Annotated in this window: 12 protein-coding genes; 7 read left to right on the forward strand and 5 right to left on the reverse strand. The window is 72.3% G+C overall.

What is annotated here, in order from left to right:
• Window positions 1-192: 192 nt before the first annotated feature.
• From ACZ5VD_RS23460 to ACZ5VD_RS23470, 3 genes are all read right to left on the reverse strand, one after another.
• Entirely contained in the window at window positions 193-804 is a 612-nt protein-coding gene (locus tag ACZ5VD_RS23460; RefSeq protein WP_468683164.1) for a TIGR03086 family metal-binding protein, read from the reverse strand.
• Between the two features lie 289 nt (window positions 805-1,093).
• Complete coding sequence (locus ACZ5VD_RS23465; protein ID WP_468683166.1) at window positions 1,094-2,257, reverse strand: hypothetical protein; 1,164 nt, start codon at window positions 2,255-2,257, stop codon at window positions 1,094-1,096.
• Entirely contained in the window at window positions 2,254-3,198 is a 945-nt protein-coding gene (locus tag ACZ5VD_RS23470; protein WP_468554452.1) for a 5-dehydro-4-deoxyglucarate dehydratase, read from the reverse strand. Before ACZ5VD_RS23470 ends, ACZ5VD_RS23465 begins: the two co-directional genes overlap by 4 nt.
• Window positions 3,199-3,441: 243 nt before the next feature.
• Here ACZ5VD_RS23470 and ACZ5VD_RS23475 point away from each other — a divergent pair, with 243 nt between their 5' ends.
• From ACZ5VD_RS23475 to ACZ5VD_RS23505, 7 genes are all read left to right on the forward strand, one after another.
• Window positions 3,442-4,266 (forward strand): NAD-dependent epimerase/dehydratase family protein, encoded by an 825-nt coding sequence (locus ACZ5VD_RS23475; RefSeq protein WP_468683167.1) that lies wholly within the window; start codon window positions 3,442-3,444, stop codon window positions 4,264-4,266.
• Between the two features lie 264 nt (window positions 4,267-4,530).
• The gene (locus ACZ5VD_RS23480; protein ID WP_468554454.1) at window positions 4,531-5,301 is read left to right on the forward strand and encodes a DeoR/GlpR family DNA-binding transcription regulator; all 771 of its coding nucleotides are present in this window, start codon (window positions 4,531-4,533) and stop codon (window positions 5,299-5,301) included.
• Window positions 5,302-5,401: 100 nt separating this feature from the next.
• Window positions 5,402-6,772 carry an ABC transporter substrate-binding protein gene (locus tag ACZ5VD_RS23485; RefSeq protein WP_468683169.1) on the forward strand — a complete coding sequence of 457 codons (1,371 nt, stop codon included), beginning with the start codon at window positions 5,402-5,404 and terminating at the stop codon, window positions 6,770-6,772.
• On the forward strand, window positions 6,769-7,707 hold the full coding sequence (locus tag ACZ5VD_RS23490) for a carbohydrate ABC transporter permease (RefSeq protein ID WP_468554456.1): 939 nt from the start codon (window positions 6,769-6,771) through the stop codon (window positions 7,705-7,707). The genes ACZ5VD_RS23485 and ACZ5VD_RS23490 overlap by 4 nt, the downstream gene beginning before the upstream one ends.
• Window positions 7,704-8,546, forward strand: a complete 843-nt coding sequence (locus ACZ5VD_RS23495) for a carbohydrate ABC transporter permease (protein ID WP_468554457.1) — start codon at window positions 7,704-7,706, stop codon at window positions 8,544-8,546. Before ACZ5VD_RS23490 ends, ACZ5VD_RS23495 begins: the two co-directional genes overlap by 4 nt.
• Entirely contained in the window at window positions 8,543-9,532 is a 990-nt protein-coding gene (locus ACZ5VD_RS23500) for a zinc-dependent alcohol dehydrogenase family protein (protein ID WP_468554458.1), read from the forward strand. Before ACZ5VD_RS23495 ends, ACZ5VD_RS23500 begins: the two co-directional genes overlap by 4 nt.
• A 178-nt stretch (window positions 9,533-9,710) precedes the next feature.
• Window positions 9,711-10,949: a TerD family protein gene (locus tag ACZ5VD_RS23505; protein ID WP_468683347.1), complete on the forward strand. Its 1,239-nt coding sequence runs from the start codon at window positions 9,711-9,713 to the stop codon at window positions 10,947-10,949.
• Between the two features lie 155 nt (window positions 10,950-11,104).
• Here ACZ5VD_RS23505 and ACZ5VD_RS23510 read toward each other — a convergent pair whose 3' ends face one another.
• Entirely contained in the window at window positions 11,105-11,671 is a 567-nt protein-coding gene (locus ACZ5VD_RS23510) for a TetR/AcrR family transcriptional regulator (RefSeq protein WP_468683171.1), read from the reverse strand.
• 124 nt (window positions 11,672-11,795) lie between these two features.
• Window positions 11,796-12,680, reverse strand: coding sequence for a DMT family transporter (locus ACZ5VD_RS23515; RefSeq protein WP_468683348.1), 885 nt, complete (start codon window positions 12,678-12,680; stop codon window positions 11,796-11,798).
• Between the last annotated feature and the right edge of the window lie 56 nt (window positions 12,681-12,736).

A 12,736-nucleotide genomic window follows, 5' to 3' on the forward strand; every position in this document is an offset into this window, starting at 1 on the left:
GTCAATGCTTCTGACAAAGGAAGTTGGGGTTGCGGACCCCGGTCTCCGTGGCCCGGTCACCTGACCGGCCGGAACGCCGGACACCGGGGCCGGGCCGGACCGCGAGGAACTCGGGGTCGACGGCATGGCGGAGCACGCGGTCGCTGTCGGCGGTGCCGTACGGGACCGCGGTGAGCGCGCCCGGGGAGGCGGCTAGGACACTCGCGTCCAGCCCGGGTCCCGCCCGCTCAGCCCGACCGTACGGTCCAGCAGGGAAGCCTCCGGCGGGACCGGGACGACCGGGCCGAAGATGCCCTCCCCGCGGTCGGAGTCCTCGGCGGCGGCGAGGAGGAAGTCGTGCGAGGCGCGCAGGGCGGCGGGGTCCGGGACGTACTCCTGTCCGGTCGCGCGGGCCAGGTCCCAGCCGTGGACGACGAGTTCGTCGGCGGCGACCGCGCCGGCCACCGCTCCGGGGAGGTCCACGCCGCCCGCGCGGGTCATGCCGGTCCAGGCGGACGGGTCGCGCCAGGCGTCCGCGAGTTCGTCGAGGACCTTGGGGAGTTCCGCGCGCCAGCCGGGGCCGATGTCGGGCACGGCGGCGTCCGGGCTGGTGTCGGTGGTGGCGCCGAGGTCCTTGCGGGCGGCGTCGCGGAAGGCGACGGCGAGACCGGTCAGGTGGCCCAGCAGGTGGCGCAGCGCCATGTCCGGGCACGGTGTCGGGGCCGCGAGCCGGTCCTCGCTCACCCCCTCGGCGAGGCGGGCGACGACGCGGGCCTGCGGTCCGAGGTCGAAGATCGTCGAGTCGGGGGTCGTCGGGTCGCTCATGTGCTGCTCCTCCGGGATACGGGTGTCCTGGGAGGTGGACCGGCCGCGGCACGGAAAGTCATCGCACCGCGACCTCCGGGCGTGCCGTCCCTGGCGTCCACGGCGTCCAGGCCATCCGGCGGCGGCTCGGTCGGCGACCGGGCCGCCGCCGGATGGCCCCCGGGGCACCACCGACGGGTCGCGACAGGTGCCGACAGGTTCCCGTCGCAGGCACGGTCGTCGCCTTGCCGTCGTCCGCCCCGCACGCACCGGTCGGCCGGAGCCCGCGCTCGGCCGCGGTGGCGCCGCCTCAGCGGTCGGCCAGCGCCTTCCGGGCCGCGTCCAGGTCCCCGTCCGACGCCAATCCGGCGTGGTACAGCCGCAGTTCGGTGGCGCCGAGGTCGCGGGCGCGGGCCGCGTCCGCGGCGAGCGTGCCCGGGCTGCCGCCCATGCCCGAGACGAGCCCGAAGTTGGCGGCGATCACGGACCCCTCGCGCCGGTGCCCGGCGAAGGCGGGCAGCAGTCCGGGGCCGCCCGCGCAGGGCACGACCACACCGTCCGCGACGGACAGGATGTGCGCGGGGTCGACACCCGGGTTCGCGCCGACGTGGTACGACACCGGGTCGGCGTGCAGCAGCACCTGGAAGTCCTCCGGGGCCGCCGCCCGGACCGCCGCGACGGCCGCCTCCTGGAGGCCGCGGGCGGTGGCGTCCCGCCACGCGCGCGTGGCGTTCGCCGTGCCCTCGCCGAGCAGCTTCTCGACCGCCTCCCAGCCGCCCTCGTCGGGCGCGCCCCGCCACACCGGCTCCAGCGCGTCCCGTACGGCGGCCGCCAGCGCGTCGGCGTCCAGGCCGTGGCCGCCGTAGCCCTCCCGGCAGGCCGGGCAGAAGCAGAGCGCCATCAGGTACTGGCCGGCGTCTCCGAGGCCGACCGCGCCCGTCTTGTCGTGGGCGTGCAGATGCTGGAGGCCGTACCAGCCGAGGGACTCCAGTTCGGTGCCGCGCGCGCCGGGGCGTACGGCGGCCTCGGCGGCCAGGTCGATCAGGTACGCGCGCGTGGCGGGCTGCGCGATGCAGGGGGCCCACGGGTAGCGGTCGCCGTAGGCGTTGACGACCGAGGTGTCCGGGCGCTCGGCGCCCAGGCGGGAGTTGTGGGCGAGGACGACCCAGGTGTGCACCTCCAGGCCGGCGTCCGCGAGCGCGCCCGCCGCCTCGCCGAACGCGTCCCCGGGAGCCCAGTCACCGGCGGCGTACGGGCGCAGGGCCCGGCCCTCCCAGCGGCCGTCGGCGGGGTACAGCACCGCCGCGTGCTCCGCGGTGACGATGCGGTGGCGGGGATGGCGGGGGGTCAGGGCGCGGGTGGAGTGGTAGGCGGCGGCGAGCGTCACCTGTTGCACGCCGAGGGAGGCGATGCGTTCCGCGGCCTCCGGGTCCCCGTTGACGTCCCAGGGGTAGACGAATGTCGACGCCTTCACTTGGTGCCCTCCTCCAGCAACGCGTACCCGCGCTCGATGATCTGAGCGAGTTGCTTGACATGATCCTCGGTCGGCTCGTGCAGCGGTGGCCGGACCTCCCCCACGTCGAGCCCGCGCAGTCGGACACCGGCCTTGACCAGGGCGACCGCGTAGCCGCGGCCCTGGGCGCGCAGTTCGACGAAGGGCCGGTAGAAGCCGTCGAGGAGCCGGTGGGCGGTGGCGTCGTCGCCGGTCCGGTGGGCCTGGTGGAAGGCGAGGGCCACCTCGGGCGCGAAGCAGAACACCGCGGAGGAGTAGAGGGTGACGCCGAGGCCGCGGTAGGCGAGCTGGGTCTGTTCGGCGGTCGGCAGTCCGTTGAAGTAGAGGAAGTCGCCGGGTTCCTCGGTGCGGACGGCGCTCACGATCCGCTGCATCAGGTCGAGGTCGCCGAGCCCGTCCTTGAAGCCGATGATCCCGTCGGTGCGGGCCAGTTCGACGACGCTCCCGGGGGTGAACACGGCGTTGTCACGCTGGTAGACGATCACCGGCAGCGCGGTCGCGGCAGCCACCTCGCGGTAGTGCCGCAGCAGCCCCTCCTGGCCGGCGGCCACCAGGTACGGCGGCATGGCGAGCAGCCCGTCGGCCCCGGCCGCCTCGGCGAGCCGCGCGTACCGCACGGCGAGCGCGGTGCCGTATCCGGCGCCCGCGACGACCGGTACCCGGCCCGCCGTCTCCGCCACGGCCGCCCGCACACACGCCTCGAACTCCTCGGGCGTGAGCGCGTGGAACTCCCCGGTGCCGCAGCACGCGAAGACGGCGGCGGCCCCGGCCTCGACCCCGCGGCGCACATGCGCGCGGTAGGCGTCGAGGTCGACGGAGCCGTCGGGACCGTAGGCCGTGACGGGGAAGAACAGCGGCCCACTGGGGATGCCGAGTCGAGTGGCGAGGGGGGCTGGCGTCACGGGCTCTCCCTGGGCAGGCGTGTGCATCGTTGTGATTGACGTCTACATTTCTGAACGCACTCACCCTAGGGAGCCCCTCGGGGCAGGTCAAGCGCGCAAACCCGCAACTCAAGGGGGTGCTTCCGTGCTCAGAGCACCCCTTGACTAGACAGGCGAGCAATCCTTAGCGTGTCCACGCATGTGAATAGCGTGCACGCATACAGTCGACGAATCGACACGCACGACGACTCAAGGAGACCGAGGATGCCAGCGCCCCGCACCGTTCTGCTCACCGGCGCCGCCGGCGGGCTCGGCACCCTCATGCGGAACCTGCTCCCCGCCTTCGGCTACGAACTGCGCCTGCTGGACCTGCGCCCCGTCGACGGGGAACCGGACGCGATCGTCGCGGACCTCGCCGACAAGGACGCCGTGCGCGAGGCCGTACGGGGCGTGGACGCGATCATCCACCTGGCGGGCATCTCCCTGGAAGCCCCCTTCGAGAAGATCCTCCGCGCGAACATCGAGGGCACCTACAACCTGTACGAGGCCGCCCGCGAGGAAGGCGTCGAGCGCATCGTCTTCGCGTCCTCGAACCACGCCGTCGGCTTCACCCCCCGCCCCCAGGGCGACGCACCCTTCGCGGCGGGCGACCTGATCCCCGTCGACACCCCCCGCCGCCCGGACACCTTCTACGGCCTGTCCAAGTCCTTCGGCGAGGACCTCGCCCAGCTCTACTGGGACAAGCACGGCCTGGAGACGGTCTCCGTGCGCATCGGCTCCTGCTTCGCCGAGCCGACCAGCGTGCGCATGCTCTCGGTGTGGATGAGCCCCGCCGACGGCGCCCGCCTCTTCCACGCGACCCTGACCGCCGAGGGCGTCGAGCACACCGTCGTCTACGGCTCCTCCGCCAACACCCGGCTGTGGTGGGACCTGACCACCGCGCGCTCCCTCGGCTACACCCCGCAGGACGACTCCGAGCCGTACGCCGAGAAGCTGATCGCCGAGCAGGGCGAGCTGGACCCGGAGAACGTGGCGCACGCCTACCTGGGCGGCCACTTCGTGAGCGACCCGCCGATCTGGCCCTACTGACCCTCACGCAGGAGCGTCTCCGAGACGGGCGGGCACCGAACGGGCCCGCCCGTCGCCGCGTTCGGGCACCGCCCCTGCCCGATCCCACGCCCACGTGGACGGCGTCGCAGGTCCGAGGCGGGCACTCCGCTCCGCAAACGGGCGGACACGGGCAGCATCGGGCATGCAACAGGCCTGGTCACTGCGGGGCACCCGCTGTAGAACTTCCTCCAAGGGCCCCACCGGGCCCGAACGGGCAGCTCGGCGAGGAAGCGGGTGACGACCATGCCCCCCAGGACGGCGGAGGAACGCCAGCGGGAGATCGTGCAGGCCGCGCGTGCCACCGGCCAGGTCGACGTCACCGCGCTCGCCGACGAACTGGGCGTGGCCAAGGAGACCGTACGGCGGGATCTGCGCGCCCTGGAGGACCACGGGCTGGTCCGCCGCACCCACGGCGGCGCCTATCCCGTGGAGAGCGCCGGGTTCGAGACGACCCTCGCGTTCCGTGCCACCAGCCACGTCCCCGAGAAGCGCCGGATCGCGGTGGCGGCGGCCGAACTGCTCGGGGACGCCGAGACGGTCTTCGTCGACGAGGGCTTCACCCCGCAGCTCATCGCCGAGGCACTGCCCAGGGACCGGCCGCTGACCGTGGTCACCGCGTCCCTCCCGGTCGCGGGCGCGCTCGCCGAGGCCGAGCACATCTGTGTCCTGCTGCTCGGCGGCCGGGTCCGCTCCGGCACCCTCGCCACCGTGGACCACTGGACGACGAAGATGCTGGCCGGTTTCGTCGTCGACCTCGCCTACATCGGCGCCAACGGCATCTCCCGCGAACACGGCCTGACCACACCCGACCCCGCGGTCAGCGAGGTCAAGGCCCAGGCGATCCGGGCCGCCCGGCGCACGGTGTTCGCGGGCGTGCACACCAAGTTCGGCGCGGTCAGCTTCTGCCGGTTCGCCGAGATCGGCGTACTGGAGACGATCGTGACGAGCACGCTGCTCCCCGCGGCCGAGGCGCACCGCTACTCGCTGCAAGGGCCGCAGGTCATCCGCGTCTGACACCCCGACTCACCGCCCATCTCACCGCTCATTCCACTGCTCGATGGGCACCCCACACCCCGGCGTGCCCTTTATCTCCCCATAAGTCCAGGAGCGATCCATGCGAACCCAGAACCGACGGCGGCCCCCGCGAGCCACGCTCGCCACGGCCGTCGCAGGGACGCTGCTCGCCCCGCTGCTCTCCGGCTGCTGGGTCGGAGCGGGCGGGGCCGGGTCGGGCGGAAACTCGATCAACGTCCTGATGGTCAACAACCCCCAGATGACAGAGCTGCAGAAACTCGCCCCCCGCTTCACCGAAGAGACCGGCATCAAGGTCAACTTCACCGTCCTGCCCGAGAACGACGTCCGCGACAAGATCAGCCAGGACTTCGCCAACCAGGCCGGCCAGTACGACGTGGCGACCCTGTCCAACTACGAGATCCCGATCTACGCCCGCAACGGCTGGCTGCACGAGATGGACTCCTACGTCGCCCGGGACCCGGGATACGACGAGAAGGACGTCCTCACACCCATGCGCCAGTCCCTGACCGGCGACGACGGCAAGCTCTACGGCCAGCCCTTCTACGGCGAGTCGTCCTTCCTGATGTACCGCAAGGACGTGTTCGCGAAGGAGGGCCTGACGATGCCCGCGCACCCCACCTGGACCCAGGTCGCCGACCTGGCCGCCAAGGTCGACGGGGCCGAGTCGGGCATGAAGGGCATCTGTCTGCGCGGCCTGCCGGGCTGGGGCGAGGTGATGGCCCCGCTCACCACCGTCGTCAACACCTTCGGCGGCACCTGGTTCGACAAGGACTGGAAGGCGCGCCTGGACTCCCCCGAGTTCGAGAAGGCGGTGAAGTTCTACGTCGGCCTCGTCCGCGACCACGGCGAGTCCGGCGCCGCCCAGGCGGGCTTCGCCGAGTGCCTGAACAACCTGACCCAGGGCAAGGTCGCCATGTGGTACGACGCCACCTCCGCCGCCGGTTCCCTGGAGGCCGCGAAGTCCCCGGTCAAGGGCAAGCTGGGCTATGTCCCCGCCCCCGTCGAGGAGACGGAGTCCGCCGGCTGGCTCTACACCTGGGCCTGGGGCATCCAGGACGCGTCCCGGAACCCCGACAAGGCCTGGAAGTTCGTCTCCTGGGCGTCCGGCAAGGAGTACGAGCAACTGGTCGGCGACGAGATCGGCTGGGCCAACGTCCCGGCCGGCAAACGCGCGTCGACGTACACGAACCCGGCCTACGTCAAGGAGGCCGGCGCCTTCCAGGAGATGACCAAGGAGGCCATCGAGGGCGCCCGCCCGAACGACCCCGGCGTACAGCCGCGCCCCGCGCCGGGCATCCAGTTCGTCGGCATCCCCGAGTTCACCGATCTCGGCACCAAGGTCTCCCAGGAGATCAGCGCGGCCATCGCCGGACGCCAGTCCGTCGAGTCGGCCCTGAACAAGTCCCAGCAGCTCGCCGAGCGGATCTCCGAGGAGTACGAGGGACGATGACCGCGACGACCACGGCTCCGACAGCCACCACTCCCGTACGCATCACTCCCCAGCCCTCGAACCGGCTGCGCGCCTGGGCCACCCGGGGCCCGCTGCTCCCGGCCCTGATCTTCATGATCGCCGTGACCCAACTCCCGTTCGTGGCGACGGTGGTGATCTCCTTCTTCGACTGGAACTCCCTCTACCCCGACGCCCGCCGCTTCACCGGCGTCGACAACTACCAGCAGGTGCTGAGCGACGCCGACCTGCGCCAGTCGGTGTGGACGACGGCCTTGCTGACGGTCGCCGTGGTGCTGGCCAGCCTGGTCCTGGGCCTGCTGCTCGCCCTGCTCCTGGACCGGAGGTTCCGGGGCCGGGGAGTGGTCCGCACCCTCCTCATCGCCCCCTTCCTGGTGGTACCGGTGGCGGCGGCCCTGCTCTGGAAGCATGTGCTCTACAACCCCGAATACGGCCTGTTCAACGGGTTGTTGCACTATGTGGGCGGCCCACAGCCCGACTGGATCTCCGACACCCCGCTGCTCGCCGTCGAGGCCTCGCTGGTGTGGCAGTGGACGCCGTTCATGATGCTCATCCTGCTGGCCGGCCTGCAGAGCCGTGACCAGCAGCAGATGGAGGCGGCGAAGGTGGACGGCGCCAGCGACTGGCAGATCTTCCGCTATCTGACGCTCCCGCATCTGCGCCGCTATCTCGAACTCGGCGCACTGCTGGGCTCGATCTACATCGTCCAGAACTTCGACGCGGTCTTCACCCTCACGTCCGGCGGCCTGGGCACCGCCAACCTCCCCTACACCGTCTACCAGAGCTTCTACCAGGCCCACGAGAACGGCCTCGCCTCGGCCGCGGGCGTCCTGGTGGTCATCGGCTCGATCATCATCGCGACCTTCGCCCTGCGCGTGGTGTCGTCGCTGTTCCGCGAGGAGGTGGGGCGCGCATGAGCGCAACGACCGTACGAGTCCGCCGCAGGGGGGCCGGTCTGGGCCTGGCGGCCTGGCTGGCCGGGATCGTCTTCTTCCTGCCCATCGCGTGGATGGCGCTGACCTCCTTCCACTCGGAGCAGGACGCGGCCACCAACCCGCCGTCCTTCGGCGCCGCCCTCACCCTGGACGGCTACCGCGAGTTCTTCGGCACCGGCGGCGGCGCCAGCCCCTGGCCGGCGCTGATCAACTCCGTGGTGGCGTCGGTCGCCTCGACGCTGTTCGTCCTGGTGCTGGCCCTGCCGGCGGCGTACGCGCTCTCCATCCGCCCGGTGAAGAAGTGGACGGACGTCCTGTTCTTCTTCCTGTCGACGAAGATGCTGCCGGTGGTGGCGGGCCTGCTGCCGATCTACCTCTTCGCGAAGAACACCGGGATGCTCGACAACATCTGGCTCCTGGTCATCCTCTACACCTCGATGAACCTGCCGATCGCGGTGTGGATGATGCAGTCCTTCCTCGCCGAGGTCCCGGTCGCCATCATCGAGGCCGCCCGGGTCGACGGGGCCCGCCTGCCGACGATCCTCACCCGGGTGGTGGCCCCCATCGCCCTGCCCGGCATCGCCGCGACGGCCCTGATCTGCTTCATCTTCAGCTGGAACGAGCTGCTGTTCGCACGGGTGCTCACCGGTGTCGTCGCCGAGACCGCCCCCGTCTTCCTGACCGGCTTCATCACCAGCCAGGGCCTGTTCCTGGCGAAGGTGTGCGCCGCCTCGCTCGTGATCTCCCTGCCGGTGCTCGCCGCGGGGTTCGCCGCCCAGGACAAACTGGTCCAGGGCCTGTCGTTGGGAGCCGTGAAATGAAGGCCGCCGTCATCGAGTCCGTGGGCCGTGCCGTCGTCACCGAGGTCCCGGACCCGACGCCGGGCCCCCGCGAGGTCGTCGTCGAGGTCGCCGCGTGCGGACTGTGCGGAACCGATCTGCACATCCTCCAGGGCGAGTTCGCGCCGAAGCTGCCGATCGTGCCGGGGCACGAGTTCGCGGGCGCGGTGGTCGGGGTCGGTACCCAGGTCACCGAGGTCTCGGTGGGCGACCGGGTCGCCGTCGACCCCTCGCTCTACTGCTACGAGTGCCGCTACTGCCGTACCGGCCACAACAACCTCTGCGAGCGGTGGGCCGCGATCGGCGTCACCACGGCGGGCGGCGCGGCCCGGTACGCGGTGGCCCCGGTCGCGAACTGCGTACGGCTGCCCGAGCACGTCCGCACCGAGGACGCGGCCCTGGTGGAGCCCCTGTCCTGCGCGGTACGCGGCTACGACGTCCTGCGGGCACGCCTCGGCGCCCATGTCCTCGTCTACGGCTCCGGCACCATGGGCCTGATGATGCTGGAGCTCGCCAAGCGCACCGGGGCGGCGAGCGTGGACGTGGTGGACCTCAACCCGGCCCGGCTGGAGACCGCACGGCAGCTCGGCGTCTCCGGCTCGGCGGCGAACGCCGACGAGTTGGAGCGGCCTCAGGGCTGGGACATCGTGGTCGACGCGACGGGCAACGCGGCGGCGATCCAGGACGGCCTGGGCCGGGTCGCCAAGGCCGGCACCTTCCTCCAGTTCGGCGTCGCCGACTACGCGACCCGCGTGCAGATCGACCCGTACCGCATCTACAACCAGGAGATCACCATCACCGGGTCGATGGCGGTCCTGCACAGCTTCGAGCGGGCGGCCGAGCTGTTCGCGAACGGTGTGCTGGACCCGGACGTCTTCATCAGCGACCGCATCCCGCTGGAGCGGTACCCGCAGGCGCTGGAGCAGTTCGCCGCGGGGGTGGGCCGGAAGATCGTGGTGGTGCCGTAGCCAGCCGGTGTCCGGGAGCCGGTGACCGGTGACTGGCCGAGCCGTCGTCCGGGGGTCCGAGAGGCCGAAGAGCCCGGGGCCATACCCCACCAGACCCCCGGATGACGGACACCGACCCGATTGGTCCCAGGTAAGGGAACGGCAAAACGCCCTCGCTCGTTCACGGGTCATGACAGCTATGACCCCCGGCTCGAACATCCCCCTGTCCGCCGCCCGCGTGACGGTGGACGTCGCCGCCCCGGTGCGGCTCGACGTATCGGGCCTGCTGCTCACCGCCGACGGCAAGGTGCGCTCCGACGACGACTTCATCTTCTACAACCAGCCCACGGGGCCCGGCGTGACCTACCGCTCCGGCGGCGGTACGGCGCCGGACGCGATCACGGTCGACACCTCCGCCGTCCCCCCGGGCATCGAGAAGATCGTCGTCACCGCCAGCCCGGACGCGGCCGGCCAGACCTTCCAGGGCATCGAGCCGACGGCCACCCTCCGCAACGGCGACGACAACAGCGTCCTGGCCACCTTCACGCCCCCGCAGCTCGGCGCCGAGACCGCCCTGGTCATCGTCGAGGTCTATCTGCGCAACGGCGTCTGGAAGGCCCGCGCGGTCGGCCAGGGCTACGCCAACGGCCTGGCCGGTATCGCCACCGACTTCGGTGTCTCGGTCGAGGAACCCGCCGCGCCGGCCGCGCCCGCCGCGCCGGCCGCCCAGCCGGTCACCGCGCCGCCGCCGACCGTGCAGACCCCGGTCGCGCCGCCGGCCCCGCCCCTGGACCCGAGGGTGACCGCGCCCGCGCCGCCGGCCGCTCCCCCGGCCCCGCCCGCCGCCGCCCCCGGCACCGGGAAGATCAACCTCGACAAGGGCCGGGTCAGCCTCCAGAAGAACCAGACCGTCTCCCTGGTCAAGGGCGGGCGCCCGCTGCTCTCCCAGGTCAAGATGGGCCTCGGCTGGGAGCCCGCGTACCGCGGCAAGGACATCGACCTGGACGCCTCGGTCATCGCCTACGGCCCGCAGCGCAACCACATCGACAGCTGCTACTTCGGCAAGCTGTCCATCGTCGGCGGCGCGATCAAGCACTCCGGCGACAACCTCACCGGTGAGGGCGGCGGTGACGACGAGGTGATCGTCGTCGACCTCGGCCGCCTCCCGCAGGAGGTCACGGGCCTGGTCTTCACGGTGAACTCCTTCTCCGGCCAGAAGTTCACCGAGGTCGCCAAGGCCTACTGCCGCCTCCTGGACGCCGCGAGCGGCGAGGAACTGGTCCGCTTCGACCTCACCAGCGCCGAAGCCCAGACCGGCGTCCTGATGGCCAAGCTGATCAAGCAGTTCACCGGCGAGTGGGAGATGACGGCCATGGGCGACTTCGTGAAGGCCCGCACGGTCAGGAACATGGTGAAGCCGGGAGCACAGGCGCTGTAGCACCCAGCGGCTGCGTGGCCGTCAGCCGCGTAGCTGCGGGCAGTCGTGCCGCTGGGGCGGCACGGGTGGGCGCAGCGGCACCCCGCCGGCGCCGGGTCGCGCGCCCACCCCCGCCCGGCCACCACCCCGGGTACCTCGGCGACCCGGGGCCGGGCCTACGCCCGCAGCCCTCCCACCAGCAGCGCCATGTACCGCCGGATCGCCGTCCCCTCCGCGTCCGCCAGCTCCGCGGCCACCGCCACCCCGTGGGCCAGCCGCAGCACATCCACCGCCTCGACGTCCCCCCGCAGCGTCCCCTCCCGCTGTGCCGCCCCCACCAGCCGCCTCGCCGCCGACCGCAGCGCGCCCGCGCACACCGTGGCCGCCGCCGAACTCCCGTCCGTGACGGCCGAGCCGAGCAGCGCCTTGAGCCCGCGGACCTGGATCGTCCCGGCACCGAGTTCGTTGAGCCACTCCACCAGCGCCTCACCCGGCGGGAGCCGGCCCGCGATCTCGTCCGCCCGCGCGGCGATCGCCTCGATACGGTCGACGTAGGCCGCCTCCAGCAGCGCCTGGCGGGTCGGGAAGTGCCGGTACAGCGTGCCGGATCCGACGCCGGCCCGCTTGGCGATGTCGTCGAGCGAGGCACCTTCCCCGTGCTCGGCGAAGGCCTCGGCGGCCACCTTCAGCAACCGTTCGTAGTTGCGCCGAGCGTCCGCGCGCATGGGTCTGACCTGCGCCATCCGGCACCTCCTCGCAAAACCGGGGGATCTCCCCGCATTTTACGAGCACGCGCAAGCGCGAGGGCCTGTCCGGCGGTCGTGCCGGACAGGCCCTCGCGACGGCTTCCAGGCCGCGCGTCCCGCGTCAGTCCCGGGCCGGAGCGGGAGCCGGATCCTGAGCCGGTGTCGGCGTCGGCGTCGGGGCCGCACTGCGCGAGGGTCGTCGCGAGATCCCCACGCCGACCAGGCACAGCGCACCTCCGGCGAACGCCAGCGCCGAGGGGAACTCGCCCAGCGTGGGCCAGGCCAGCAGCACGGTGATGGCCGGGACGATGTACGTCACCGCTCCCAGGCGCCCCGCCGGCATGTGCGCGAGGGCGTAGGACCAGGTCCAGAAGGCCAGTGCCGTCGGCAGGACCCCCAGGTAGAGCACGCCCGCCCAGATCCCGGCCGAGGCGTCCCCGAGGTCGTCGACGAGCTGGCCCGCGAAGGGCAGACAGGCGACGGCGCCGATCGCGCTGGCATAGGCGGTGACCTGCAACGGTGAGGCGTGACCGAGTGCGGGCTTCTGGAAGATCACGCCGACCGCGTGTCCCGCCGACGCGGCCAGGCAGAGCAGTACGCCGATGAGGGCGGTGTCGCCGCCGCCGCTGGACGCCCCGGCCAGTGCCGCACCGGCGAAGGCCACCGCGAGACCGGCGAGCAGCGGGCGCGGGAAGCCCTCCTTCAGGAGGAATCCGGCGAGCAGCGCCACCATGAGCGGGCCGCTGCCGACGAGGAGGGCGGCCGTTCCGGCGTCCGTGTGCTGCTCGCCCCAGTTGAGCGCCACCATGTAGAGCCCGAACCAGAAGACGCCCATGCCGGCGATCCCCGGCCACGCGGCGCGCGGCGGCAGACCCTCGCGCCGGACCGCGACCAGGGCGAGCAGCAGGACGGCGCCCACGAGGAGGCGGCCCAGGGCGAGGGGCCCGGGGCGCACGGTCTCGCCGATGTGCCGGATCGCCACGAAAGCCGAGGCCCACAGGACCATGGTGAGGACCGCGGCGACGGTCGCGGAGAGGGGGATCTTCACCGCGGCGGGTGGGG

The organism is Streptomyces sp. NPDC032822, assembly GCF_055578825.1.